17 protein-coding genes are annotated in these 26917 nt (G+C 75.6%); 12 read left to right on the top strand and 5 right to left on the bottom strand.

The window, feature by feature from the left end; all coding sequences use genetic code 11:
• Positions 1 to 77: 77 nt before the first annotated feature.
• The 3 genes from ABD324_RS11455 to ABD324_RS11465 form a co-directional block, all read right to left on the bottom strand.
• Positions 78 to 707, bottom strand: coding sequence for a TetR/AcrR family transcriptional regulator (locus tag ABD324_RS11455; RefSeq protein ID WP_344415368.1), 630 nt, complete (start codon positions 705 to 707; stop codon positions 78 to 80).
• A gap of 72 nt (positions 708 to 779) precedes the next feature.
• Entirely contained in the window at positions 780 to 3155 is a 2376-nt protein-coding gene (locus ABD324_RS11460) for a heavy metal translocating P-type ATPase (protein WP_344415370.1), read from the bottom strand.
• Positions 3152 to 4054 carry a hypothetical protein gene (locus ABD324_RS11465; protein ID WP_344415372.1) on the bottom strand — a complete coding sequence of 301 codons (903 nt, stop codon included), beginning with the start codon at positions 4052 to 4054 and terminating at the stop codon, positions 3152 to 3154. The genes ABD324_RS11460 and ABD324_RS11465 overlap by 4 nt, the downstream gene beginning before the upstream one ends.
• 119 nt (positions 4055 to 4173) lie before the next feature.
• Here ABD324_RS11465 and ABD324_RS11470 point away from each other — a divergent pair, with 119 nt between their 5' ends.
• From ABD324_RS11470 to ABD324_RS11510, 9 genes are all read left to right on the top strand, one after another.
• A complete protein-coding gene (locus ABD324_RS11470) occupies positions 4174 to 5193 on the top strand; it encodes an alpha/beta fold hydrolase (RefSeq protein ID WP_344415374.1) in 1020 nt (339 codons plus the stop codon).
• 30 nt (positions 5194 to 5223) lie between these two features.
• The gene (moeZ, locus tag ABD324_RS11475; RefSeq protein ID WP_344415376.1) at positions 5224 to 6396 is read left to right on the top strand and encodes an adenylyltransferase/sulfurtransferase MoeZ; all 1173 of its coding nucleotides are present in this window, start codon (positions 5224 to 5226) and stop codon (positions 6394 to 6396) included.
• 257 nt (positions 6397 to 6653) lie between these two features.
• Positions 6654 to 8879 carry a hypothetical protein gene (locus ABD324_RS11480; protein WP_344415378.1) on the top strand — a complete coding sequence of 742 codons (2226 nt, stop codon included), beginning with the start codon at positions 6654 to 6656 and terminating at the stop codon, positions 8877 to 8879.
• A gap of 331 nt (positions 8880 to 9210) precedes the next feature.
• Positions 9211 to 10029 carry a TIGR02569 family protein gene (locus ABD324_RS11485; protein ID WP_344415380.1) on the top strand — a complete coding sequence of 273 codons (819 nt, stop codon included), beginning with the start codon at positions 9211 to 9213 and terminating at the stop codon, positions 10027 to 10029.
• 352 nt (positions 10030 to 10381) lie between these two features.
• Positions 10382 to 11710, top strand: coding sequence for a nitrate/nitrite transporter (locus tag ABD324_RS11490; RefSeq protein ID WP_344416361.1), 1329 nt, complete (start codon positions 10382 to 10384; stop codon positions 11708 to 11710).
• Between the two features lie 10 nt (positions 11711 to 11720).
• Entirely contained in the window at positions 11721 to 14264 is a 2544-nt protein-coding gene (gene nirB, locus ABD324_RS11495; RefSeq protein WP_344415382.1) for a nitrite reductase large subunit NirB, read from the top strand.
• Positions 14261 to 14608: a nitrite reductase small subunit NirD gene (gene nirD / locus ABD324_RS11500; RefSeq protein ID WP_344415384.1), complete on the top strand. Its 348-nt coding sequence runs from the start codon at positions 14261 to 14263 to the stop codon at positions 14606 to 14608. The genes nirB and nirD overlap by 4 nt, the downstream gene beginning before the upstream one ends.
• Positions 14609 to 14655: 47 nt before the next feature.
• Positions 14656 to 15834, top strand: coding sequence for a uroporphyrinogen-III synthase (locus tag ABD324_RS11505; protein WP_344415386.1), 1179 nt, complete (start codon positions 14656 to 14658; stop codon positions 15832 to 15834).
• Between the two features lie 157 nt (positions 15835 to 15991).
• Entirely contained in the window at positions 15992 to 16882 is an 891-nt protein-coding gene (locus ABD324_RS11510) for a sirohydrochlorin chelatase (protein WP_344415388.1), read from the top strand.
• A gap of 103 nt (positions 16883 to 16985) precedes the next feature.
• On the opposite strand, the gene ABD324_RS11515 is transcribed toward ABD324_RS11510, so the two are convergent.
• Both ABD324_RS11515 and ABD324_RS11520 read right to left on the bottom strand, forming a co-directional pair.
• Positions 16986 to 17267, bottom strand: coding sequence for an MGMT family protein (locus ABD324_RS11515; protein ID WP_344415390.1), 282 nt, complete (start codon positions 17265 to 17267; stop codon positions 16986 to 16988).
• 27 nt (positions 17268 to 17294) lie between these two features.
• Entirely contained in the window at positions 17295 to 18065 is a 771-nt protein-coding gene (locus ABD324_RS11520; protein ID WP_344415392.1) for an alpha/beta fold hydrolase, read from the bottom strand.
• Positions 18066 to 18580: 515 nt separating this feature from the next.
• On the opposite strand from ABD324_RS11520, the gene ABD324_RS11525 reads away from it, so the two are divergent.
• The 3 genes from ABD324_RS11525 to ABD324_RS11535 all read left to right on the top strand — a co-directional run bounded on the left by ABD324_RS11525 (position 18581) and on the right by ABD324_RS11535 (position 26869).
• Complete coding sequence (locus tag ABD324_RS11525; RefSeq protein WP_344415394.1) at positions 18581 to 22396, top strand: ATP-dependent helicase; 3816 nt, start codon at positions 18581 to 18583, stop codon at positions 22394 to 22396.
• A 200-nt stretch (positions 22397 to 22596) separates the two neighbouring features.
• Positions 22597 to 23541 carry a glycoside hydrolase family 16 protein gene (locus tag ABD324_RS11530; protein WP_344415396.1) on the top strand — a complete coding sequence of 315 codons (945 nt, stop codon included), beginning with the start codon at positions 22597 to 22599 and terminating at the stop codon, positions 23539 to 23541.
• A gap of 10 nt (positions 23542 to 23551) precedes the next feature.
• On the top strand, positions 23552 to 26869 hold the full coding sequence (locus ABD324_RS11535; protein ID WP_344415399.1) for an ATP-dependent helicase: 3318 nt from the start codon (positions 23552 to 23554) through the stop codon (positions 26867 to 26869).
• The last annotated feature ends 48 nt before the right edge of the window (positions 26870 to 26917 follow it).

The raw sequence follows: 26917 nt of genomic DNA on the forward strand, positions 1-26917 counted from the left end.
CCGGCACTCGGGCCACCCGGGTGCCGGTGAACTCGCCCGGCCGCCCCAGGGCTCTCGGGGCGGCCGGGCGGACCCTGCTACTCGTGGACCAGCGGGAAGCCCGCGATGCCCTTCCACGCCAGCGAGGACATCAGCGCGACCGCCTCGTCCCGCGGCACGGTCTGGTCCGAGTCCAGCCAGTACTGCGCGGTGACCTGGCTCAGGCCCACCAGCCCGACGGCGATGAGCCGGGCGCGGCGATCGTCCAGGCCGGCGTCCTCGGTGACCACGGCGGCCACGGCGTCGATGCAGCGGGTGAGCGCGCCGTCGACCAGGGCGGCGGCCTCGGGCTCCCCGCGCAGGTCCGACTCGAAGACCAGCCGGTAGGCGTGCCCCTCGCCGGCCACGAAGTCGAAGTACGCGGCGACGGCGGCGTGCACCCGTTCCCGGTTGTCCTGGGTGCGGCCGATCGCGTCCCGGACCCGCTCCACCAGCTCGTCCGCATAGGTGGCGAGCAGCGCCCGATAGAGCTCCAGCTTCCCGGGGAAGTGCTGGTAGAGCACGGGCTTGCTCACGCCCGCCTTCTCGGCGATGTCGTCCATCGCCGCGGCGTGGTAGCCCTGCGCGGCGAACACGTCGCGGGCCGCCACCAGGAGCTGGGCGCGGCGGGCGCTCCGCGAGAGGCGGGCCCCCCGTGGGGGCGCCTGGGTGGTCCCCGGCTCGCTCATGCTCGATCCCTTCGTGCCGCGTCGTGCCCGGTCACTTTACCGGCCGGTAGCCACGATCGTGGGATGTCGCGTTCAACGCTGTGTGGGAACCGCGCTCCGGAAGCCCCGCAGCCGCAGGCTGTTGGCCACCACGAACACCGAGCTGAAGGCCATCGCCGCCCCCGCGATCATGGGGTTGAGCAGGCCGAGCGCGGCCAGCGGCAGCGCCGCGACGTTGTAGGCGAAGGCCCAGAACAGGTTGCCGCGGATGGTCCGCAGGGTCCGCCGGGCGAGCCGGATCGCGTCCACTGCGGCGAGCAGGTCCCCGCGCACCAAGGTGAGGTCGCTCGCCTCGATCGCGGCGTCCGTCCCGGTGCCCATGGCCAGCCCCAGGTCGGCGGTGGCGAGCGCCGCGGCATCGTTGACGCCGTCCCCGACCATGGCAACGGTCCTGCCCTCGGCCTGCAGCTTCTTCACCGCGCCGACCTTGTCCTCGGGCAGCACCTCGGCGATCACGTTCGCCGGGTCGATCCCGGCCTCCTCGGCGACGGCCCGCGCCGCGGCCCGGTTGTCGCCGGTCAGCAGGATCGGGGTGAGGCCGAGGCGGCGCAGCCGCGCGATCGCGTCCGCGCTGGTCGGCTTGAGCGCGTCCGCCACGACCAGGATGCCGCGGGCCCATCCGTCCCAGCTCACGCACACCGCGGTCCGGCCGGCGGCCTCCGCGCGCTCCTTGGCCTCGACGAGCTCGCGGGGCAGCAGGATCCCGTACTCCTCCAGCAGCGACGGGCGGCCGACGAGGATCGCGTGCGCGATGATCCGCCCGGTGCCGCCGGCCGGGGTGATCGGCGCGGTACCGGTGGCCGTGCGGACGGGCTCGGGGAGGCCGGGCAGCTCGGCCAGCTCCGCGACCACGCCCTGCACACCCAGGCCGGGCCGGTTCTCGAAGTCCGACACACCGGGCAGCGAGCCGAACCGAGAGCGCGCCGCCGCGACGACCGCCCGCGCCACCGGGTGCTCCGAGCCGTCCTCGACCGCGGCGGCCAGGCGCAGCACCTGCTCGCGCGACTCGCGGCCGGCGACGTGCACGTCCACCAGCGTCATCGCGCCGCTGGTGATCGTCCCCGTCTTGTCGAGGACGACCGTGTCGACCCTGCGCGTCGACTCCAGGACCTCCGGCCCCTTGATGAGGACGCCGAGCTGCGCGCCCCGGCCCGTCCCCACCAGCAGGGCGGTGGGCGTGGCCAGGCCCAGCGCGCACGGGCAGGCGATGATCAGCACGGCCACCGCGGCGGTGAACGCGGCGGCCGCCCCGGACCCGCTGCCCAGCCAGAACCCGAGGGTCCCGACGGCGAGCGCGATCACGACGGGCACGAACACCCCGGAGATGCGGTCCGCCAGCCGCTGCACCGCCGCCTTGCCGCTCTGCGCGTCCTCCACGAGCTGCGCCATCCGCGCGAGCTGGGTGTCCGCCCCGACCCGGGTGGCCTCGACGACGAGCCGCCCGCCCTCGTTCACGCACCCGCCGATCACGGCGGAGCCGGGGGAGACCTCGGCGGGCACGGACTCGCCGGTGATCATCGAGACGTCCACGGCGGACTGGCCCTCGACGACCGTGCCGTCCGTGGCGACCTTCTCGCCGGGCCGCACGAGGAACCGGTCCCCGACGGCCAGGTCGTCGATCGGGACGCGGACCTCGGACCCGTCGCGCAGCACGGCGACGTCCTTCGCGCCCAGCGAGAGCAGCGCCCGCAGCGCCGCCCCGGCCGTCCGCTTGGAGCGGGCCTCGAACCACCGCCCGGCCAGGATGAACACGGTGACGCCCGCGGCCACCTCGAGGTAGATCGCGTCCGTGCCGCCGCCGCGGGAGATGGTCAGCTCGAAGGGATGGGTCATGCCGGGCATCCCCGCGCCGCCCCACAGCAGCGCGTAGAGCGACCAGGCCAGCGCGGCGATCGTGCCGAGCGAGACGAGCGTGTCCATCGTCGCGGCGCCGTGGCGCAGGTTCGTCCAGGCCGCCCGGTGGAACGGGAGCGCGCCCCACACCACGACGGGCGCGGCCAGCGCCAGCGAGATCCACTGCCAGTTGGTGAACTGCAGCGCCGGGACCATGGACAGCACGACCACCGGCACCGCCAGCACGGTGCTGACCAGCAGCCGGTCCCGCAGCGGGCGGGCCGGGTCCGGCTCCCCGGCGGCGTCGGAGCCGGGTTCCGGATCCGGCGTCGGCAGGATCGCCGTGTACCCCGCGGCCTCGACCGTGGCGACCAGCTCCTCCGGCGAGACCCCCGCCGGGTAGCTGACCTTCGCCTTCTCGGTCGCGTAGTTCACCGAGGCCACGACGCCCGCCATCTTGTTCAGCTTGCGCTCGACCCGGTTCGCGCAGGACGCGCAGGTCATCCCCCCGATCCGCAGCTCGATCCGCAGGTCGGCGGGGGCGTCGGTGGCGGGGTCGGGGTCCGTGGTCGTCATCGGGCCGCCGTGGTCGTGACCGTGAAGTCCGCGGTGTGGATCTCCCCGGCGTGCCGGAACAGCAGGAAGACCCGGTAGGTCCCGTCCGTGGGGAGGTCCGCGGTGAAGGCGATGGCCGGCCCGGAGCGGTCCGCGGGTGCGGCGCCGCGGGTCTGGGCGGTGATCGGCGTGTACGCGAGGTCCCCGGCCCGCAGCGCGACGAGCTGCCCGAACGCGCCACCCTCGGGCTCCAGGTCGGTGACGGCCCGCCCGCCCTTGCTGATCGTGGCGTAGAGCGCCGATGCCATCCCGGCCTCGAGGTCGCCGTCGAGCCGGACCTGGTAGCCGTCGACCTCCGCGGCGCGGGCCGGCGGGAAGGTGAGCGGGGTGAAGGGGCCGGGGGCGAAGACGTCCGCACCCAGGACCGCGGGATCCTCGCCCTCGGCGGTGAACGACGCGATGACCCGCCAGGCGCCCGCGGTGGGCAGCCTCAGCGGGGTGCTCCAGGTGCCGTCCGGCGCCATCGTGGGCCGCAGGACCTGCAGGCCCGCTCCGTCCCGCCGGACGACCAGCAGCTGCATCGGCGCGCCGGTGAACGCGGTGGCCGGCTGCCCGTCCGGGGCCACGATCACCAGGTCGAGACGGGTGGTGGTGCCGGCCGGCAGCACGGTGGCGGCCGGGCGCAGCGTGTAGTTCGCGGCGGTGCTGGAGAGCCCGTTCGTGCCGGGCGCGACCGGCCGGTCCGGCTCGGTCATCGCGTGATCCGCCGACATCCCGGCCATTCCCGGCGTCGGGGCCGCGGTGACGGCGGGCGGCGCGGCGGGCCCGGTGGGTCCGACGAGCGAACCGGCGCCCCATGCGGCGCCGAAGACCAGGCCGAGCACGCCGGCGTAGCTGCCGAGCCGTACCGCCGTGAGCATCGTGTCTCCTCCTCGCTGCCCGCCCGAACATACCATCGGGGGGTATCCGGCGAGGGCCGGGGAGTGGTTCTCGCGACCCGGGGTGGCCGGGACGGCCCGGTTCTTGTCATCCTCGACGGGTGGCCTTCCTCTCGCTGCCGCTCGTTCACCCGCGGTCCATCCCGGCGCCCCGCCCGGCGCTCGCGGGCGATCTCGCGTCCCTGCCCCCGATGCCGGAGCACCAGCCGGCCTGGCCGGCCCGCGAGATCACGGCCGGCGGCGTCACGCTGCACGTGCGCGAGACGCCGGGGGACAGCGCCACGGAGGCCGTCTACGTCCACGGTCTGTCCGGCTCGTCGACCAACTGGACGGACGTCGCGGGCCAGCTCGCGCCCCGCGCGTCGGGCATCGCGGTGGACCTGCCCGGGTTCGGCTACACGCGGCCCGTCCCGTCCTGCGACTACACGCCCGCCGGCCACGCCGACGCGCTGCTCTGCTGGCTCGCCGGCCGCGGGAAGCCGGTCCACCTGCTGGGCAACTCGCTGGGCGGGATCGTGTCGCTGCTGGTCGCGGCCCGGCGCCCGGAGCTGGTGCGCAGTCTCACACTGATCTCCCCGGCGATGCCGGACCGCCGCCCGGACCCGCGCCGGATGTCCGATCCCCGGATGGCGCTCGCCTGGCTGCCGGGCCCGGTCGGCGCCCGCGCCCGGGCGAGCCTCGCCGCGGCCACCCCGCGCCAGCGCGCCGAGTCCGTGATGGAGCTGTGCTTCGGCGATCCGACCCGGGCCACGGACGTCCGGCTCGACGAGACCGCCGCCGAGATCCGGGCCCGGTTCGACCAGCCCTGGGCAGGTCAGGCCATCGACCGCTCCGCCATGGGGATGTTCCGCAGCTGGATGGGGCCGGGGCTGTGGCGGGCCGCCGCCCGCGTGCCCGTGCCCACGCTGGTGATCTGGGGCGACCGGGACCGGCTGGTGAACCCGCGGCTGGCCGAGCGGACCACCCGGACCCTGCCGGACGGGCGGCTGCTGGTGCTGCCCGGCGTCGGGCACATCGCGCAGATCGAGGTGCCGGACCGGGTGGCCGCCGCGGTCGGCGCGTTCTGGGAGTCCGTCGCGGATGGGAAGATGCAGGCGGACGAGCGCGTTGCCGCTCTCTAGACACGCATGAAGACCCAGGGAGCTGTTGACATGGCGCTACCGCCGCTCGTGGAGCCGGCCGCCGAACTGACCAAGGACGAGGTCGAGCGCTACAGCCGCCACCTCATCATCCCGGACGTGGGGATGGCCGGGCAGAAGCGGCTGAAGAACGCGAAGGTCCTGGTCGTCGGCGCCGGCGGCCTCGGCTCGCCCGCGCTGCTGTACCTGGCCGCGGCCGGGGTGGGCACGCTCGGGATCGTCGAGTTCGACGAGGTCGACTCGTCCAACCTGCAGCGCCAGATCATCCACGGCCAGTCGGACGTGGGGCGCCCGAAGGCCGAGTCCGCGCGGGACTCGATCAAGGAGGTCAACCCGTACGTCGAGGTGCGCCTGCACCAGACGCGGCTGGACTCCTCCAACGTGATGGAGATCTTCGCCGACTACGACCTGATCCTCGACGGCACGGACAACTTCGCCACCCGCTACCTGGTGAACGACGCCGCGGTGCTCTCGGGCAAGCCGTACGTCTGGGGCTCGATCTTCCGCTTCGAGGGCCAGGCCTCGGTGTTCTGGGAGGACGCCCCGAACGGGCTCGGCCTGAACTACCGCGACCTCTACCCCGAGCCGCCGCCCCCCGGCATGGTCCCCTCCTGCGCCGAGGGCGGCGTGCTGGGCGTGCTGTGCGCGGCCATCGGCTCGATCATGGTCAACGAGGCGATCAAGCTGATCACGGGCATCGGCGAGCCGCTGCTCGGCCGCCTGATGATCTACGACGCGCTGGAGATGACCTACCGCCAGGTCAAGGTCCGCAAGGACCCGGAGAGCCCGAAGATCACCGAGCTGATCGACTACGAGGCCTTCTGCGGGACGGTGTCCGAGGACGCCCAGCAGGCCGCCGCAGGCAGCACGATCACCGCGCTCGAGCTCAAGGAGATGATCGACGCGGGCAAGGACTTCGCGCTGATCGACGTCCGCGAGCAGAACGAGTGGGACATCGTCAACATCCCCGGCGCGACCCTGATCCCGAAGGACCGCATCCTCTCCGGCGAGGTGCTCTCGGAGCTGCCGCAGGACAAGCCGATCGTCCTGCACTGCAAGTCGGGCGCCCGCTCGGCCGAGGCACTCTCGGTGCTGCACAAGGCCGGCTTCGCCGACGCCGTGCACGTCGGCGGAGGGGTGCTGGCCTGGGTCAAGCAGGTCGACCCCTCGCTGCCCAGCTACTGAGTCCGCTCCACAGAGGACGCCCGCTCTCCCCTCGGGGAGGGCGGGCGTTTCGTGTGTTCTCCCTCACCGGCGAGCAACCTCGGCCTTCGCGCTCGGTGGCACCGGAACCGGTCGGCATGCACGGTACGTGCCGAAACGGGCGTTCCCCGTCAGATGAGTCCTGACTAGACCGTTCTCCGGAGCGTGATCGCGGCATTCGGCTGCGTAGCGTCCCGCGTTCGCGCGGCGATCCAGTCGTCGAGGACGAGGAGGCCGGATTGGGCGAGCACGGTGACGAGGGCGGCGGGACCGACGCGGCGGGGATCGCACGGTGTGCGCTGCCCGGCTGCGGGGTGCCCGTCGGGTCGGTGGACGGGCGTCCGGCGCGGCTCTACTGCAGCGCCGCGCACCGGATGGCGATGCGCCGGCTGCGGCGGACGGCGGCCCAGACCGCCGCGGATCCCCGTGTCGCCGAGACGCTCCCGTGGTTGCGTGAGCCGATGCCGGCGCGCGTGGCCCTGGTCGGCGAGGCAGGGCCGGGCGGTCGGCCCGGAGCGCCCGGAGGGCCGCCCGTGGGCGCCGCCGACGCCCCCGGTCGGACGCAGCAGGTGCTCGCCGGCGCGTCCGGCTGGGCCCGTGCGCTGGTGCGCCGCAAGCGGGCCGTGGCCGTGCTCGGGGCGACCGCGGTGCTGGTGGGCGGGTACGTCATGACCGTCGCCGTGCCCGGCCAGGCGCCCGTGGCGCCCATCTCCGCCGGGCCCACGACGGACGAGCAGTGGGCCGGCCGTGCCGAGATCGCCCTGACCGCGATCTCCGGCCAGCTCGACACGATCGACCAGGCCCAGGACGAGTGGCGGCGCAGCGAGCGCGGCCGCGCGAGCGGGGACGCGCCGGTCGCGGTGCGCAGGCTGCAGGAGCGCAAGCAGGTCCTCCAGCAGCAGCGGGCCACGCTGCAGTCACAGCTGGAGAGCTACCGCGAGCTGGAGCGCAGCGCCGACGAGCTCCGCAAGGCGGACGCCCAGCTCGCCGCGATCGAGCAGCTCCTGGCCGATCCGCCGCAGCAGGCCGACCCGGCCTGGTCGACCGCGCTCACCGAGCAGCGCGAGGTCCGCGCGAAGCACCGGGAGGCGGTGAAGACGCAGGTCGCGACCCTGCGCGAGGGTGTCGACGCCGCGACCCGCGGGCCCCTGCCGGACGAGCGGGCCGAGTCGGACCGCACGGACCAGGTGGCCGCGGACGTCGTCGCGCTGGGCAAGGGCGATCCCTCCCGGACGCCGTCGCCGACCACGGGCGCCTCCCGCCCGCCGCTCGCGCACGGGCGCGAGGAGGAGGAGCACAACCCCGCATCCACCGTGGGCACGAGCGGCCCACCGGATCCGCGGGGCCCGCTCGACGAGGCGTCGGAGAAGGACCGCGGCAAGGCCCCCGGATCCGGATCCGGATCCGGATCGGGCGCGGGAGCCGGTGCGGGCTCGGGGGCGGGTGCCGCGGCCGGAGATGCCGCGAAGGACACCGGGAAGGCCGCGGGTGGCGCCGTCGCCGGGACCGGCAGGGCGGCGGGTGGCGCTGTCGAGGACACCGGCAAGGCGGCGGGCGGTGCGGTGGGTGGCGCCGGCAAGGCCGCCGGTGGTGCGGTCGGGGACACGGGCAAGGCGGCCGGCGGCGCCGTCGGCAAGGCCGGCGAGGGTGTCGGTGGGGCCGTGGAGAAGACCGGCGAGGGCGTCGGTGGCGCGGTCCAGGGGGTCGGCGAGGCGGCCGGGGAGACCCTCGGCGGGGCGAAGGGCTCGTCCGGCGGCTCGGGCTCCGGGTCCGGCTCGGCCGCGCCGGCGGGCAGGGCCGCCGGCGGCGGGCAGAAGGCGAAGGCCGCGGGCTCGGGCGGAAGCGGAGGCGGTGGCGGCGGCGCAGGCAAGGCGGGTGCCTCGACCCCGGGCGGCTCGGGCACCGCAGGCTCGGGCGGCTCGGCAGGGTCGGGTGGTTCCGGAGGTTCGGGTGGTGCTGGCGGAGCCGCAGGCTCCGGTGGCTCGGCTGCCGGTTCGGGTGGCGCGTCGGGTTCGGGTGGTGCGGCGGGCTCGGGCGGTTCCGGAGGCTCGGGTGGTGCTGCCGGCTCGAGTCGCGCGACCGGTTCGGGCTCAGCTGGTTCAGGCGGCGGTGCTGGTTCGGGCGGTGCTGGTTCGGGCGGTGCTGCGGCTTCGGGCAGCTCGTCCGCCCCTGCGGCCCGCTCCGCGGCTCCCGCTCCCGCCGTTTCGTCGCCCTTCGCGGCCCCGTCCCCGGTGCCGGCGAACCCGGCCACGGAGATGGCCGCCGCGATGACCCCCTTCGCCCGGACCGCCTCCGGCGGGATGGCCGCGCCCTTCGTGGAGGCGGGGATGCAGGAGGCGAGCCGCCAGATCGCCGCCCGCCAGAGCGACAGCGGCGCGACGGGCGGCTCCACCGGCAGCGGCTCGAGCACCGGCGGCACCTCGAACGGCGGCTCCACCGGCGGAGGCTCGTCGAGCGACACCTGAGGCCCTGCCGGCGAGCGGCCGCAGCGCGGACGAGATCACCCGGACCGGAGTGAAACGCCCCCTCAGCGAGCGCTTCGCTCCGGTCCGGGTCGGGCGCGGGACAGCCGGGACGAGCTCGGTCCCACCGCTCGCCCCGCCCCCGGCCCGCTGGCTGCCCGGCGGGGCCGGCCCGGCGCGTCCGGTCGGTCGGTGCGGACCGGCCGGAAGCACGCCCCTGCTCGGTGACGAGCCTTCCGGCACGCATCCCCGCGCCCGGAAGGAAGTCGGACCCGTGCCCGCCCGCCCCGCGTGGCGCCCCGGATCCGTCGGTGGCCGCAGGTACCGTGGCCTCGTGACGGCAGCACCAGTGGTCCCGCAGGCCGGGACGCTCCCCGAACACGTCCGGGTCGCGTTCGGGGTGAAGGACGCCGAGCCCCGGCCCGTGGTGTGGGCGGGGCAGCGGGCGTGGCACTGCGCGGAGGTGCTGCTGCGCCCCGTCGCGGACAACGCAGTGGCCGCCTGGTCGGCCGGGGTCCTCGAGGGGTTGGACGTCGAGGCCGTGCGCCTCGCCCGCCCCGTCCGCGCGTCGGACGGCCGCTGGGTCGTGGCCGGCTGGGCCGCCTCCCGCTTCCTCGCCGGTGCCTCCGAGCCCCGCCACGACGACGTCGTCTCCGCCAGCCTGCGGCTGCACGCCGCCACCGCGAACGTCCAGCGCCCCCGCCTGCTCGACAACCGGGACGACCTGCTGGCCCGTTCCGCCGCCGCCGCGTTCGGCGAGCGCCGCTTCGCCCTCGACGAGGCCACCGGCGGCCGCCTGTTCACCGAGCTCGCGGCCCACCGCCGTCCCATGAAGTCCGCGCCCCAGGTGGTCCACGGTGAGCTGTTCGGTGCCGTGCTGTTCGACGGGGACGGCGTGCCGGTCGTCCTCGATCTGGTGCCGTTCTGGCGGCCGGCGGAGTGGGCGGCCGCGGTCGTCGCGGTCGACGCCATCGCCTGGGGCGGGGCGGACGAGGGGCTGATCGACCGCTGGGCCCACCTCGACGAGTGGCCGCAGGCCCTGCTGCGCGCCGCGCTCTACCGGCTCGCCCTGCACGCCCAGCACCCGGACGCGTCGACGCGCAGCATCGCGGGCCTCGAGCGTGTCGCCGGACTGGTCGCCGCGCGCCTCTGAGCCCGTCCCGTCGGCGCCGCGGAGCCGGCCCGGTCGACCGCGGCCGGCCGCGCTCGGCCGACAGCGCCGAGCCCGCTCACCGCAGCCGAGCCCGCTCCGCCCGGGAGCGCTGAGGCACCTCTCACAGTTCCCGCCGCGTGCCCCCTCACAGTGCTGACCTGGGCGATGTGACCTCACACCGCCGCCCACCGCGCGTGAGCGGGCCTTTGCGCCCGCGTCACACGGGGCCACTCCCGGGTAATCCGCTGCTCCTACGGTCCTGCGCATCCCGATCGATGCGACCCAGAGGAGCGGCGTGACTGCCACCGCTGAAGGACCCCCCGAGACCGACACCGTCCACGACACGCAGACCGTGTCCCGAGGTGTCGTGGGCGGCAGGTGGATCGGCCACTGGGAGCCGGAGGACCCGGGCTTCTGGGCGCGCACCGGCAGGGCGATCGCGAACCGCAACCTGTGGGCGTCGATCTTCGTCGAGCACATCGGATTCTCGGTCTGGACCCTCTGGGCCGTGTTCGTGCTGTTCATGGGCCCGGAGTACGGCGTCGACGCGGCCGGGAAGTTCTTCCTCGGCGCCACCGCCACCCTCGTCGGCGCGATCCTGCGGGTGCCCTACACCTTCGCCGTGGCCCGCTTCGGCGGCCGCAACTGGACGATCGTCAGCGCGCTGCTGCTCCTGATCCCGACGGTCGCGGCGGCCTTCCTGGTCCAGCCCGGCACGTCGTACGCGACGTTCGTGGTCCTGGCGGCGCTCGCCGGCTTCGGTGGCGGCAACTTCGCCTCGTCGATGACGAACATCAACGCCTTCTTCCCCGAGGGTCGCAAGGGTGCCGCGCTGGGCCTCAACGCCGGCGGCGGGAACCTCGGCGTCGCGCTCATCCAGCTGATCGCGCTCCTGATCATCGCCACGGCCGGCGCGGGCCACCCCAAGCTGCTCCTCGCCGTCTACATCCCGCTGATCGTGATCTCCGCCGTCGTCGCGGCGATCTGGATGGACAACATCTCGTCCGTCACAGGCGACAAGGGCGCGTTCTTCCTCGCCCTCAAGGAGCGCCACACCGGCATCATGTCGGTGCTCTACATCGGCACCTTCGGCTCGTTCATCGGCTACGCCTTCGCCTTCGGCCTCGTGCTGCAGACGCAGTTCGGCCGCACGCCGCTGCAGGCCACCGCGGTCACCTTCATCGGCCCGCTGATCGGGTCGTTCATCCGTCCGCTCGGCGGGATGCTGGCCGACCGGCTCGGCGGCGCCCGGGTCAGCTCGGTCAACTTCCTGCTGATGGCCGTCTCGGCCCTGATCTGCATCGGCGCCACCGCGCTGAACTCGTTGGGGCTCTTCACGACCGGCTTCATCCTGCTGTTCGTGTTCTCCGGGATCGGCAACGGCTCGACGTACAAGATGATCCCGGCGATCTTCCGCCGGCAGGCCCTCGAACGGGTCGCCGCCGGTGCCGACGAGTCCGCCGCGCTGCAGCACGCCCGCCGGATCTCGGGCGGCGCGATCGGCCTGATCTCCGCGGTCGGCGCGCTGGGCGGCCTGTTGATCAACCTGGCGTTCCGCTCGTCGTTCGCCGCCACCAAGACCGGGACCCCGGCCTTCTGGGCCTTCCTCGCCTTCTACCTGCTCTGCGCGGCCATCACGTTCGCCGTCTACCAGCGCCGCGCCGCCGGCGTGCGGATCTGAGGAGCGGGACATGAGCGGCAGGCACCTGGTCGTCGTCGGCAACGGGATGGTGGGTCACCGGCTGGTCTCCGCGTTGCGGGACCGCGACACCGAGGGCGCGTGGCGGATCACCGTCCTCGGCGAGGAGACCCGGCAGGCGTACGACCGCGTCGCGCTTTCGTCCTACGTGGACGGGAAGAGCGAGGAGGAGCTGCGGCTCGCGGATCTGACCGTGCTGACGGGCGTGGACCTGCGCCTCGGCGACCCGGTCGCGCGCGTCGACCGGGACGCCCGGCGGGTGGTCACCGCGTCGGGTGCCGAGCTCACCTACGACGCCCTGGTGCTCGCGACGGGCTCGGTGCCCTTCGTGCCGCCGGTCCCCGGCCGGGACCTGCCGAACTGCTTCGTCTACCGCACCCTCGACGATCTCGACGCGATCACCGGGGCCGCCGCGGCCGCCATCGCGAAGCCGGGTCCGGGGCGCCGGTCCGCGGTCGTGGTCGGCGGTGGTCTGCTCGGGCTGGAGGCCGCGCGGGCGATGCGGCTGCTCGGGCTGTCGCCGCAGGTCGTGGAGATCGCGCCGCGGCTGATGCCCGTCCAGATCGACGAGGGCGGTGGCGCCCTGCTGAAGTCCCTGGTCACGGGCCAGGACATCGCCGTGCGGACCGGCGTCGCGGTGTCGGCGATCCGGGAGGAGCGGGACCGCCTGGTCGCGACCCTGTCCGACGACGTGGAGCTCGACGCCGACCTGGTCGTCTTCTCCGCCGGCATCCGCCCGGCCGACACGCTGGCCCGGGAGTCGGGGCTGAAGCTCGGCGAACGCGGCGGCGTGTGGGTCGACGCGACCTGCCGGACCTCCGACGAGCACGTCTGGGCCATCGGCGAGGTCGCCGCGCTGGAGGGCCGGACCTACGGGCTGGTCGCTCCCGGGTACGCGATGGCCGAGGTCGTCGCGGACCGGCTGCTCGGCGGCCAGGGCCGGATGACGCCCGAGGAGCTGGACATGTCCACGCAGCTCAAGCTGCTGGGAGTGGACGTCGCCAGCTTCGGGGACGCGCACGCGGTCACCGAGGGCGCGCTCGAGGTCGTGGTCAACGACCCGGTCGCGGGCACCTACTCCAAGCTGGTGGTCTCCGACGACGCGCGCACCCTGCTCGGCGGCGTGCTGGTCGGCGACGCGTCGCGCTACGCCACGCTGCGCCCGCTCGTCGGGTCCCCGCTGCCGGCCGATCCGGTGGCGATGATCGCGCCCGGCGGCGTCGAGCTGGAGCTCCCGGACACCGCCCAGATCTGCTCCTGCAACGCCGTGACCCAGGGCGCGCTCAAGGGCGCGATCCACGACGGCGCCTGCACGGTCGCCGATCTCAAGGCCTGCACCAGGGCCGGGACGAGCTGCGGCTCCTGCGTCCCGCTGCTGAAGAAGCTGCTGGTCGACGAGGGTGTCGAGGTCTCGAAGGCGATCTGCGAGCACTTCGCGTACTCGCGCGCCGAGCTGTTCGAGATCATCGCCGCGACCGGGATGCGGACCTTCACCGAGGTCGTCTCCTCGCACGGGACGGGCCGCGGCTGCGACCTCTGCAAGCCCGCGATCGCCTCGATCCTGGCGTCGCTCGGGAACGGGCACGTCCACGAGGGCGAGCAGGCCACCCTGCAGGACACCAACGACCACTTCCTCGCGAACATGCAGCGCAACGGCACCTACTCGGTCGTGCCGCGGATCCCCGGCGGCGAGATCACGCCGGAGGGGCTGATCGTGATCGGCGAGGTCGCCCGGGACTTCGGGCTCTACACGAAGATCACCGGCGGCCAGCGGATCGACCTGTTCGGCGCCCGCGTCGAGCAGCTGCCGGCGATCTGGCGGCGCCTGGTCGACGCCGGGTTCGAGTCCGGGCACGCCTACGGGAAGTCGCTGCGCACGGTGAAGTCGTGCGTCGGGTCGACGTGGTGCCGCTACGGCGTGCAGGACTCCGTCGGCATGGCCGTGCTGCTGGAGCTGCGCTACCGCGGGCTGCGCAGCCCGCACAAGCTCAAGTCCGGTGTCTCGGGATGCGCGCGCGAGTGCGCCGAGGCCCGCTCCAAGGACTTCGGCATCATCGCCACCGAGAACGGCTGGAACCTCTACGTCGGCGGCAACGGCGGCGCGACGCCGAAGCACGCGCAGCTGCTCGTGCAGGACGTCGACCAGGAGACCCTGATCCGCACGATCGACCGCTACCTCATGTTCTACATCCGCACCGCGGACCGGCTGCAGCGCACCGCGCCGTGGCTGGAGTCGCTCGAGGGCGGGCTCGACCACCTGCGCGCCGTCGTGGTCGACGACTCCCTCGGGATCTGCGCCGACCTCGACGAGGCCATGGCCCGCCACGTCGGCACCTATGCGGACGAGTGGCGCGGCGTGCTCGAGGACCCGCGGAAGCTGGAGCGGTTCGTGTCCTTCGTCAACGCGCCGGAGGCACCCGATCCGACGGTCGCCTTCGTCACCGAACGGGGGCAGCCGGTGCCGATGCCGCGGGCCGGGGACCCGGTGCTGATCGGGCTCCCGACGGTGACCCGGCACGGGGTGGTGGCGTCGTGACCGCCGAGTTGGTGCGCACGCTGCGCTGGACGGACGTCTGCGCGCTGGACCGGATCCAGCCCGAACGCGGGGTGGCCGCGCTGTTCGGCGAGGTCCAGGTGGCCATCTTCCGGACCTTCGACGACACGCTGTACGCGATCGGCAACGTCGACCCGCGCTCCGGGGCGGCCGTGCTGTCCCGCGGGATCGTCGGGGATCGCGGCGGCGTGCCGGTCGTCGCGTCGCCCGTCTACAAGGAGGCGTTCGGCCTGGCCGACGGCCGGTGCCTCGACGTCGAGGGCGCCTCGGTCCCGGTCTACGCGGTCCGGATCTGCGACGGACGTGTACAGATCGGGTTAACGTGACGGTTCTCGCCGTCCGGATGTCCCCCGACATGGCGGAGAATGCCCTGATGAGCGCCCCCACCACCACAGAGGCGCCGGTTCCCCCGCTGGCCGGCTTCACCGTCGGCGTCACGGCGGCCCGCCGGGCCGAGGAGCTCGGCACCATGTTGGAACGGCGCGGTGCCTGCGTGCAGCACGGCCCCGCGCTGCGCATCATCCCCCTGGCGGACGACGCGGAGCTCGAGGCCCGCACCCGGGACGTCATCGCGCGCCCGCCGGACATCACCGTCGCCACCACCGGAATCGGCTTCCGCGGCTGGGTCGAGGCGGCCGACGGGTGGGGGCTGGGCGAGGCGCTGCTCGCGGCCCTGGGCAAGGGCGAGCTGCTGGCCCGGGGCCCGAAGGCCCGGGGTCAGATCCGCGCGTCCGGGCTGACGGAGGTCTGGTCGCCGCCCTCGGAGTCCTCGGCCGAGGTGCTCGACCACCTGCTCGACCAGGGCGTCGACGGCCGGCGGATCGCGGTGCAGCTGCACGGCGAACCCCTGCCGGACGTGGTCGACGCGCTGGAGATGGCCGGCGCCGAGGTCGTCCAGGTGCCGGTCTACCGGTGGGTGCCGCCCGCCGACCTCGGACCGATGGACCGCCTGACGGACGCCGTGCTGGTCGGCGGCATCGACATCCTCACCTTCACCAGCGCCCCGGCCGCCGCGAGCCTGCTCGCCCGGGCAGCCGCCCGGGGGCTCCGGGAGGAGCTGATCGCGGCCCTGCGCGGTCCGGTCCTGGCGGTCTGCGTGGGCCCGGTGACGGCGGCGCCGCTCGAGTCGGTCGACATCGAGACCCTGCAACCCGCCCGTTCCCGGCTCGGCGCGATGGTCCGCACCCTGGAGGCGGAGGCGCCCACTCGCGCCCGCCGGCTCCCGGTCGCGGGGCACTGGCTGGAGCTGCGCGGACACGCGGTCCTGGTCGACGGCGAGCTCCACGCGATCCCGCCCGCCGGCATGGCGATGCTGCGGGTCCTGGCGCGGCGGGCCGGCCGGGTCGTCTCCCGCGCCGAGCTCCTGCGCGCCCTGCCGGGCGGCGGGGACGACGAACACGCGGTGGAGACGGCGATGACCCGCCTCCGCGCGGCCCTGGGCGCCCCGAAGATCATCCAGACCGTCGTGAAGCGGGGCTACCGCCTCGCCCTGGACCCCACCCCGGGCCCCCAGCCGCTGGGCGGGCACTGCGTGTCGGGGGAGGAGCGGTGAGGGTCGTCCGCACTCGTCGCGCCCCGATCCCGGCTGTCCCGGCGTTGCCCCCTCCGGGTGTGTACCGCCCGGCCGCCCCGGGTGCGTACGGCCCGGTCGCCCCGAACCTGCCAGCCCCGGGCCCGCTGGGCTCGACCGGTCCGCGCGGAGCCGAGCGATGACGGTCCCGCTGGTCCTGATCGCGCACGGCAGCCGCTCCGACGCGGCGGACGCCGTGATCCGCACGATCGCCGAGCAGGCGGGCGCCGCACTCCCGGGCGTCGAGGTCCGGGTCGGGTACGTCGACGTCCGCCGCCCCTCGGTCGCCGACGCGGTCGCGGGTCTGGACGCCGCGGTGGTGCTCCCGGCCTTCCTCGCCTCGGGCTACCACGTCCGCACCGACCTCCCCGCCCAGCTCGCCGCGGCGATCGGGAGCCCGGCGGGCCGCCCTGCCCTGGTCGGAGCCGCCGGCCCGGCAGGCGCGCGCGACCTTCCCGCGTCGCCGGCGCTGCAGGAGCGCACCGGCCTGCCGGCGGTCGTGCGCGACGTCCCGGCGTCGCCGGCGCGGCAGGAGCGCTCCGCTCCGCCGGCGCTCGTGCGCGACCTTCCGGCCTCGTCGAGGCGGGACCGCGCGGGCTTCGTGGTGACGTCCGCGCTGGGCCCGGACCCCCTGCTGGTCCGAGCCGCACTCGCCCGCCTCGCCGACGCCGGGCACCGGATCGGCGACATGGTCGTCCTCGCGGCCGCGGGCTCCTCGGACCCGGCCGCCCTCGCGGAGGTACGCGCCGCCGGCCGGATGCTCGGCCAGGCCCTCGGCCGCCCGGTCCGCGTCGGCTTCGCCGCGACCGCAGGCCCCCGCATCGACACCCTCGTCGACGCCCTCCGCCACGAGGGCGCCCGCCGGATCTCGGTGGTGCCCTGGCTCCTCGCCCCCGGCGTCTTCCACACCCGGATCACCGAGTCCGGAGCAGACGTCGTGGGCGCCCCCCTCGGCGCCCACCCCCATGTCGTCGCCGCGGTGCTGCAGCGCTACCGCGCAGCCGTGCGCGCGGTCCCCGCCGCGGCCTGACCCGCCCGCCGTTGCCCGACCATGATCGCGGCCGCATGATCGCCGAGAGTGCCGATGTTCGGCCATGGGCGGCCGAGAATCCGCACTCTCGGCGATCATCGGGTCAGGGGCGTTGGCCTCGGGGGAGCCGGCCGTCGACGAGGAAGACGCCCTCCTCCCGCAGGCGCGCGGCCTGCTCCTGCGCGATGTGCGGGGCGGCGGTGCCGTTGGCCCGTAGGACCCGGTGCCAGGGGAGGTCGTGGCCGTCCTCGGAGAGGATCTTGCCGACGAGGCGGGCGCGCCCCGGGAGCCCGGCGTCGGCGGCGACCTGGCCGTAGGTGCTGGTGTGGCCGGGCGGGATCGACGCGACGACCGCGCGGATCCGTTCGTGGCTCTCCTCATCCATCAGGCGGGGCCCATCAGACGGGGTCCATCAGGCGTCCAGGAACCGCTCGACGATCGCGGCGGCCTCGGCGGGCTGCTCCAGGTAGAGCATGTGGCCCGCGTCGATCGGCACCACGGTGAGCTCGTCGCCCAGCACCGCGCGGCAGTCGGCGAGCCACGCCTCGGTCACGAAGTCCGCCTTGGTCGCGGGCACGATCACCGTCCGCAGCCCGGCGGGCGGGACGGCGGCGGGCCGCGCCATCTCGCCCCACGCCGCCACGATCGACGCCCGCGAGTACCGCCAGCGCCACGCCCCGTCGCGCTGTTCGAGGTGCGCCTCGACCTCGGCCTCGACCAGCTCGGCGGGCACCGCGGCCCAGCCCTCGGCCTTCGCCACCCGGGCGCTCTCCCGGTCCGGGAACGACTCGTCCTCCCGGGTCTCCTCGGCGGTCTCCAGCATGTCCTGCGCGTCGAGCCCGAGCGCCGGGTCCAGCAGCACCAGCCGCCGCACCCGCTCCGGCGCCGCGCGCGCCAGGTGCACGGCGATCGCCCCGCCGAAGGAGTGTCCGACCACGTCGACCCGGTCGAGCCCGAGATCGTCGAGCACCCCGAGGGCATCGGCGACATGCTGCTCCAGGTTCCACGGCGGCACCCACGGCGAGCGCCCGTGCCCCCGCAGGTCCACCCCGAGCCACCGCCGGTGCGGCAGCGCCTCGGTGAGCGGCCGGAACCGCAGCCCGTGCCCGGTGACCCCGTGCAGCGCGAGCACCGGCGCCCCGTCGGGACTACCGGCGTGATGGACGTGGAGCGGTGACACCATGCCCCCGATCGTGCCAGTCCCGCCCCGAGCAGACCGCCCCCGACCACCTGCGAAGCCCGAGTTGTCCACCCCCACGCCCGCGAGTCGGCCCGTCGGGCGGAGCCCGCCATCGAGCGGAGCCGGTAGACCGAAACACACATCCACGACGTCGCCGCGGTCCGACACCGGTGGTCCAGCACCGGCGGCCCAGCACCGGGAGCCGGCACCCGGCAGCCCGGCACCGGCGGCCCGACACCGCGACCCGGCACTGCCGGCCCGGCACCCGGTGGCCCGGCACCCGGCAGCCCAGCACCGGGAGGCGGCCCCGGTGGTCCGGCCCCGGTGGTCTGGCACTGCCGACCTGGCACTGCCGACCTGGCACTGCCGACCTGGCACTGCCGACCTGGCACCGCCGACCGGCACCGGCGGCTCGGCCCGACCGTCTGCTCGGGCGTCGCGGTCCGGCGGGTCGAGGATCGGGCGGCCGGGTGCGGTCGCCGCGAGAACTGTCGGTGGGGCGTGGTCGAATCTCCGGCATGCCCCCTCCCGCCGATCCCGCCCGCCGCGCCGCGGCCGACGGCATGCCCGTCGGCGGCGGTCGCGCACAGACGGCCGAGGGCCCGCTCCTCGTCCGCGTTCCCGCCCCCGAGGTCGTCGAACCCGAGTGGGACGTCGCCGCGCGGCGAGCCGTCGAACACTCGTCCGGGAAGCTCCGGGTCATCGGCGGGCCCGGCACGGGGAAGACCACGGTCCTGCTGGGGAGCATCGCGCGCCGGGTCCGCGCGGGCATCGACCCGGGACGGATCCTGCTGCTCGTCGGGAGCCGCCGCGCCGCCGCGGACCTGCGGGAACGGCTCGTCCGCCTGATCCACCCGGACGATCCCAGCGCGCCGGGCCTCGCCGCGCGCACCTCGCGGGAGATGCTCGTCCGCACCGTGCACTCGTACGCGTTCGGGATCATGCGGCTGGCCGCGGCCCGCGCCGGTGATCCACCGCCCCGGCTGCTCGCGGGGGCGGAGCAGGACGCCGTGGTCCGCGATCTGCTGGCCGGCGAGCTCGCGAACTGGAACGGCAGCGTCCCCGGCTCCGGCTGGCCCGATCGGCTGCGCCCCGCGCTGGCGGTGCCGGCGTTCGCGGGGGAGCTGCGCGAGCTGCTGCTGCGTGCGGAGGAGCGCGGCCTGGGGCCGGACGACCTGCAGGAGCTCGGCGAGCGCCACGGCGTCGGCGAGTGGCAGGCGGCGGGCCGGTTCTTCCGCACGTATGAGCAGGTCATCCTGCTCCGGGGCGCGGCGGGCCGGGCGGCGCCGCAGGCCACCGCCCCGGCGGTCGACTCCGCGGAGCTGGTCGCCGCGGCCCTCGACGCGCTGGCCTTCGATCCCGAGCTGCTGGCGGACGAGCGGCAGCGCGTCCGGTACCTCTACGTCGACGATGCGCAGGACCTCGATCCCCAGCAGCTCGAGCTGGTCCGGGTGCTCGCCCGCACCGCGTCGAGCGCGTTGCTCGCGGGCGATCCCGACCAGGCCGTCCTCAGCTTCCGCGGCGCCGATCCGGACGGCCTGCGGGCCATCGAGGCCCCGACCGTGGTGCTGACGGTCGACCACCGCCAGCGGGACGCGGTCCGGGCGGCGGGCGCGCGGCTCGCGAGCCGGCTCGCGGGCGCGGGGGAGGGACGGCTGCGCATCGCCCCACCCACACCGGCCGTCCCGGTCGGCGAGGTGCCGGACGGCGGGGAGGTCCTGGTCCGGACGTTCGCCTCGGCCGCCGCGGAAGCCGCCTGGATCGCCGACCGGTTGCGCCGTGCCCACCTGGTGGACGGCATCCCCTGGTCGGAGATGGCGGTGCTCTCGCGATCGGCGCGCCGCACCCTGCCCGCCCTGCGCCGCGCCCTGGTCGCGGCGGGCGTCCCGATCGCGGCGCCGCCCGAGGAGCTCCCGCTGGCCCGCCAGCCCGCGGTGCTCCCGTTGCTGTTGGTCCTGCGGGCCGCGACCCGCCCCGGGTCGATCGACGCCGATGCGGCCACCGCTCTGCTCACCTCGGCCCTGGGCGCGGGAGACCCGATGCGGATGCGGCGCCTGCGCCGGGGCCTGCTCCGCCTCCATGCGGCCGGACAGCCGGACCGCCGCCGCGATCTCGGGGCGGAGCCGCCGGGCGTAGGCGACTCCGCACCGGACGTACGGACGATCGATGAGCACGCGGCTGTCCGCGTCCCGGCTTCCGATCCGCGCCGACCCGCGGACGACGGCGGGGCACGGCCGGCGACGAACGAGCCGCACCCCGACCAGGGTTCTGGCCCCGGCGCGGCGCCCTCGCCCCTCGACCCGCCGGGGCCCGCCCCCGCGCCCCGGGACGGCGGAGGCCCGGTCCACGCCGATCCCGAGCCGGGCACCGCAGGGCCCGCCCGTGGCTCGGCCGCCGAGCGCCCGACCCGCAGCGACGCTGAGTCCGGCTCAGCCGAGCCCCCCCGACCCCTCGACCACGAGAGCCCGAGGCACACCGACCAGGCGCCCGGGGGCACCACCCGAACTGCGGGCGAGCCACCGGACCTCTCGGCCGAGGATGCCGAGCGGGCGGGCAGCGATCCCCTGCTGGTCGAGGCCCTGCGGGCCGCGGCGGCGGGGCGGCCCGATCCGCTGTCCGCGCTGCCTCCCGGCGACACCGCCCCGCTGCGGGACGTCTCCGCGCTGCTCGGCGTGGCGGCGAAGGCCGCGGCCGAGGGACAGAGCGTGGAGGAGGTGCTGTGGCGGGTCTGGCTGCGCAGCGGCCTCTCCCGTCGCTGGGCCGCCGCGAGCGCCCGCGGAGGACCGGTCGGCGCCGCCGCGGACCGCGACCTCGACGCCGTCCTCGCCCTGTTCGACGCGGCCGCCCGCTACACGGACCGGCTGCCCGGCGCGGACGTCGCCGGCTTCGCGGACTACCTCGGCGACCAGCACCTCCCCGGCGACGACCGGCCCCCCACCGCCCCCGGCGAGGAGTCGGTCGCGCTGCTCACCGCGCACGCCGCCCGCGGCCGGGAGTGGGAGGTCGTGGCCGTCCCCGGCGTGCAGGAGGGCAGCTGGCCGGACCTCCGCCTGCGCGGCAGCCTGCTCGGCAACGAGAAGCTGGTCGACGTCGTCGCCGGCATCGCCGAGCCGGACGCCGGGGTCTCCCGCACCGCGCCGCTGCTGGCCGAGGAGCGCCGCCTGTTCTACGTCGCGTGCACTCGGGCGCGGCGGGCGTTGCTGGTCAGCGCCGTGCACGCCGAGGACGAGCAGCCCTCCCGCTTCCTCGACGAGCTCGATCCCCTCCCCGCCGACGCCACCGAGGGCCGCCCGACCTTCCGCCCGGGTCGCGCGCTCGTCCTCGCCGAGCTCGTGGGGGAGCTGCGCCGCGCCGTCACCGAGCCGGACCGGGGCAGCGCGGAGCGTGCGGCGCGCCGCCGCCGGGCCGCCCTGCAGCTCGCCCGGCTCGCCGCCGAGGGCGTCCCGGGCGCCCATCCGGACGACTGGCACGGCCTCGCCGAGCCCTCCTCGGACGAGCCGCTGCGGGCACCTGGCGAGATCGTCCCGGTCTCGCCGTCCGATGTGGAACGGATCGTCGCCTGCCCCCTGCGCTGGGTCCTCGAGCGTCATGGCGGCGCCGAGGCCGGGGCGCTCTCGGCGGTCACCGGGTCCCTGGTCCACGCCCTGGTCCAGGCCGGTGCCGCGGGGGCGGATCCCTCGGAGCTCGACGCCGCGCTGCGCACCGCCTGGGCCCGCCTCGACGCAGGAGCCCCCTGGTACGGCCGCCGCGAGCTCGAACGGGTCCGCGGCATGCTCGCCGGCTTCGACCAGTGGCTCCGCGAGAGCCGCGCGCAGGGGCTCACGCTCGTCGCCGTCGAGCATCCCGTCCAGCTCGACATCGAGGGGGACGACCCGGATGCCGTCGAGGTCGGCGAGCCGCGCCCGACCGTACGGCTGCGTGGCCGGGTGGACCGCCTGGAGGTCGACGACGAGGGCCGGCCCGTGGTCGTCGACGTCAAGACCGGGCGCACGGCGGTGAGCGCCGCGGCCGCCGCTGGGCACGCCCAGCTCGCGGTGTACCAGCTCGCCGCGTCCCTCGGAGCCTTCGCGGACCTGGTCGGGGCGGGTGCGCAGCCCGGCGGCGCGCGGCTGGTGTTCGTGGCGGACCGTTCGGCGAAGGGGTCGCCGAAGGAACCCTCGCAGCCCCCGCTGGATCCGGCGGAGGCCGAGGAGTGGAAGAACGTGGTCCGGACGGCGGCGGGCGAGACCGCCGGTCCGGCCTACGCCGCACGGGTCAGTGCGGACTGCGAGCGGTGCCCCGTCCGGACGAGTTGCCCCGCCGTCGAGTCCGGTCGGTCGGTGGTCGAGGACTGAGCCGGACGGCCCAGTGGGTCGTTCGGCCCTTCCGGCGACCGCGCGGCGCGCGCGGCTGTCCACTCGGCCGCGCCTTTACCTGGTCACCGGCGTGAGGGGGTAGGTTCCAGGCGTTTTCCCTGTGCCGTCGCTCCCCGCGTCCGCGGCGCGTTGCCCCGACCGTCGTCTCGTGCCGCAGGTGCACCCGAGGAGGATCCGCGTTGTCCCGCTTCCGTGCCCGTGCCACGGGCGTCGCCGCGGCCGGTGTGCTCGCCGTGCTGCTGAGCGCGTGCGGATCGGCCACCGGGCCGGAGCTGGCGACGACGCCGGACTCGCAGGGTGCGGTTCTCGCCCTGCCGACGACGACCGCGGCCCCGACTCCCACGCCGACCAGCACCGCCCCGCCCACCCCGACCACGTCGAGGAAGCCGGCCGCCACCGCCACCCGAGCGACGCCGCAGGCGGCCCACCAGGCCGCCCACCAGGCGGGACCCGCGGTGGCCTGGACGCCCGCCGCCGCGGAGGAGTTCTCCGGCGCCGCGGTCGACCGCAGCCGGTGGAACGTCTACGACTCGGTCGGCGCGTTCGGCAACGGCAGGCGCACGCCGGACGCGGTGACCCAGGCGGGCGGGCTGCTCACGATCACCGCCCGCCCGGATGACGGCGGCACGTCCGGCGGGCTCGGCATGACGAAGGGCCAGCTCTACGGGCGCTGGGAGTTCCGGGCCCGGACGGACAAGGGCTCCGGTTTCGGCTCGGCGATCCTGCTCTGGCCGGACTCGGACAAGTGGCCGGACGACGGCGAGCTGGACATCATGGAGGTGCCCACCGCCGACCGGACGGAGGCGCACACGATCATCCATTACGGCGGTGCGGCCAACAAGACGTTCGGCACGGCGACCCCCGGGGACTTCTCGCAGTGGCACACGTTCGCGTTCGAGTGGCTGCCGGACCGCATGACCAGCTACATCGACGGCAAGAAGGTCTTCGAGACCACCGACAAGGACCTGATCCCGACGGTGCCGATGCACGCCACGATCCAGCTCGACCAGGGCCCGTCCGCGGGCTGGCTCCCGGCGCCGGGCGACAGCACCCCGGCGGAGACGACGCTGCAGGTCGACTACATGCGGGTGTCGACGTATCCCGGGGCCGCAGCGGCGGGGTAGACAGAGCGGGATGACCACGACGACCCTGCTCGCCCCCGCGGTGCTGGCGCGCGCCCTGGGCCTCCCGCCGCCCACCCCGGAACAGGCCGCGGTGATCGCCGCGCCGCCGGAGTCCGCCCTGGTCGTGGCCGGTGCGGGCGCGGGCAAGACGGAGACGATGGCGGCCCGCGTCGTCTGGCTCGTCGCGACCGGCCAGGTCCTGCCCGAGCAGGTCCTCGGTCTCACCTTCACCCGCAAGGCGGCGCAGCAGCTCGGCACCCGGGTGCGCTCGCGGCTGCGACGCCTCGCCGGCTCCCCGCTGCTCGACGAGCTGGATCCCGCGGGCGGCCGCCGCGCCGCGCTGATGGCGGGCGAGCCGACGGTGGCGACCTATCACGCCTACGCGGGCCGGCTGGTGTCCGAGCACGCCCTGCGGTTGCCGGCCGAGCCCGCGTCCCGGCTCCTGGGGCAGACGGCGGCCTGGCAGCTCGCGCACCGGGTGGTCTCCTCCTGGGCCGCGGACCTGGAGGTCGACCGGGTCCCGGCCACCGTGACCGGGTACCTGCTCGCGCTGGCCGGCGAGCTGGGGGAGCACCTCGTCGAGCCGGAGCGGTTGCGCCGCTTCACCTCCGAGCTGCTCGCGATCATGGAGAACGCGCCACCGGCGAAGCGGCAGCGGGCCGATCCCTCGCAGGCCTACCGCGCGAAGATGGCCGCGCAGCGGCTGCGGACCGAGCTGCTGCCGCTGGTGGAGGAGTACGCGCGGCGCAAGGCGGCCGAGCGGGCCATGGACTTCTCCGACCAGCTGGCCATCGCGGCGCGGGTCGCCGAGGCGCGGCCCGAGGTCGGGCGGATCGAGCGCGCGCAGTACCGCGCGGTGCTGCTCGACGAGTACCAGGACACCGGGCACGCCCAGCGGGTGCTGCTGCGTTCGCTGTTCGGCCGGATCCCGGGCGAGCCGCTCCACGGCGATCCGCTGAGCGTCACCGCGGTCGGCGACCCGTGCCAGTCGATCTACGGCTGGCGCGGCGCCAGCGCCGGCAACCTCACCCGTTTCCGCACGGATTTCCCCCGCCCCACCGGCGATCCCGCGCTCGAGTACGGCCTGCTCACGAGCTTCCGCAATCCCGCCGAGGTCCTCGACCTGGCCAACGCGGTGTCCGAGCCGCTGCGTACCGCGCCCGACTCGGTGACGGTCGGGGAGCTCCGCCCGGGGCCGACCGCGGCGACCGGCGACGTCCGGGTGGCGCTGCACCCCGACGTCCTCCACGAGGTCACCTGGGTCGCCGACGGGATGGCGGCGATCTGGCACGCGCGGGTCGCCGAGGGTGAGCCGCCGCCGACGTCCGCGGTGCTGGTCCGCCGCCGCGGCGACATGGACGCGCTCGCCGCCGCCCTGCGCGTGCGCGGACTGCCCGTCGAGGTCGTCGGGCTGGGCGGGCTGCTCGACACCCCAGAGGTCCGCGACCTGGTCAGCGCCCTGCGGATCGTGGCGGACCCGCTCGCCGGCCCCGCCGCCGTCCGTCTGCTGACGGGCGCGCGATGGCGGCTCGGCGTCGGCGACCTGGCCGCGCTGTGGGCGCGGGCCCGCGAGCTGGTGCCGCCCCTGCCCTCCCGCCGCGGGCCGCTGCGCGCCGACGAGCTCGCGCTCGGAGCGCTGCCCGGGGAGCAGGCCGAGCAGGCCGGCCTCGTCGACGCGCTGGACGATCCCGGTGTGCCGGAACGTTATTCGGCCGCCGGCTACGAGCGGATCCGCCGGCTCGCGCGCGAGCTGTCCTGGCTGCGGTCGCGCGCGTCCGCGCCGCTCACGGACCTGGTGGCGGACGTCGAACGCGTCCTGCTGCTCGACGTCGAGACCGCCGCCCGTCCCGGCCCCGCCGGCCGCGCCCATCTCGACGCCTTCGCCGAGGTCGTCGCGGACTTCGCCGCCGGCGCCCAGGTCTCGAGCCTGCCCGCCCTGCTGGACTACCTCGAGACCGCCGAGAAGGCGGAGGACGGGTTCAGCCCCGGCGAGGTCGAGGTCGCGCCGGACCGCGTGCAGATCCTCACCGTGCACGCCGCGAAGGGCCTCGAGTGGGAGGTCGTGGCCGTCCCGCACCTGGTCGCGCAGGTGTTCCCCGGCCGGCGGATGTCCGGGAGCTGGCTCACCGGCGTCGCCGAGCTGCCCGTCCCTCTGCGAGGGGACGCGGACGACCTGCCCGGCCTCGTGATCCCGCCCGGGCCGGACCGCAAGCAGGTGGAGGAGGCGCTCGCCGAGCACGACGAGGGGCTCGAGGAGCGCCGCCGGACCGAGGAGCGGCGGCTGTTCTACGTCGCGCTCACCCGCTCCGAGCGCGTGCTGTTCTGCTCCGGACACCACTGGGGCGCAACGGGTTCGAAGCCGCGGGGGCCGTCGGTGTTCCTCGACGAGCTACGCGCGATCGCCGAACCCGAGGTGTGGGCGGATCCGCCGGAGGAGGGCGCCGAGAACCCCGTGCTCGCCGAGCAGGTCACCGCCGAGTGGCCGCCGGACGCGCTCGGCGCCCGCTCCGGGGTGGTGCACGAGGGCGCCGACCTGGTCCGGGAGGCGGTGCGCGCCCTGGAGCGCAACCGCCGCGCGGAGCGCCGCCGCGAGAAGGAGACGGACCAGCTCAGCTTCGACATCGAGCACGAACCTCTCGAGGAACCCGATCCCGAGGGCTGGGCGGCGGACGTCGACGTCCTGCTCGCCGAGCGTGCGGCGGGAATGGCCCGGCCGAGTGTCGCCCTGCCCGGGCAGGTCTCGGTGTCCCAGCTGGTCGAGCTGGCGGCGGACTCCGACGCCTTCGCCTCCGGCCTGCGCCGCCCGCTCCCGTTGCCGCCCAACCCCCACACCCGTCGCGGCACCGCGTTCCACGCCTGGCTCGAGCAGCGGTTCGGCGCAGAGCGCCTGCTCGACGTCGACGAGCTCCCCGGCGCGGCGGACGAGGGCGCCACCGAACAGTCCGACGCCGCCCTGGTCGAGCTGCAGGAGGCGTTCCTGGCCTCGGCGTGGGCGGACCGGGTGCCGGTCGAGGCCGAGGTGTCGTTCGAGACGGTGCTGGCGGGCGTCGCGGTCCGCGGCCGCATGGACGCCGTGTTCCTCGACCCGGACGGCGGCTACACCGTCGTCGACTGGAAGACGGGCGCGGTGCCCGAGGAGTCCCGCCGCCACGCCGTCGGCGTCCAGCTGGCCGTGTACCGCCTGGCCTGGGCCGCCCTGGCCGGCGTACCCCCGGAGAAGGTCCGCGCCGCGTTCCACTACGTGCGCGAGGGCGAGACGCTGCGCCCCGCCGACCTCCAGTCGGTGGCCGAACTGGCCGACCTCCTCCGCACCCTCCCGCCCCCCTGACCGCGTTATGGAGCCACAACTGTCGAATCCGACCCCGGAAACGACAGT

It is taken from the genome of Pseudonocardia ailaonensis, from assembly GCF_039531635.1.
Lineage (GTDB): Bacteria > Actinomycetota > Actinomycetes > Mycobacteriales > Pseudonocardiaceae > Pseudonocardia > Pseudonocardia ailaonensis.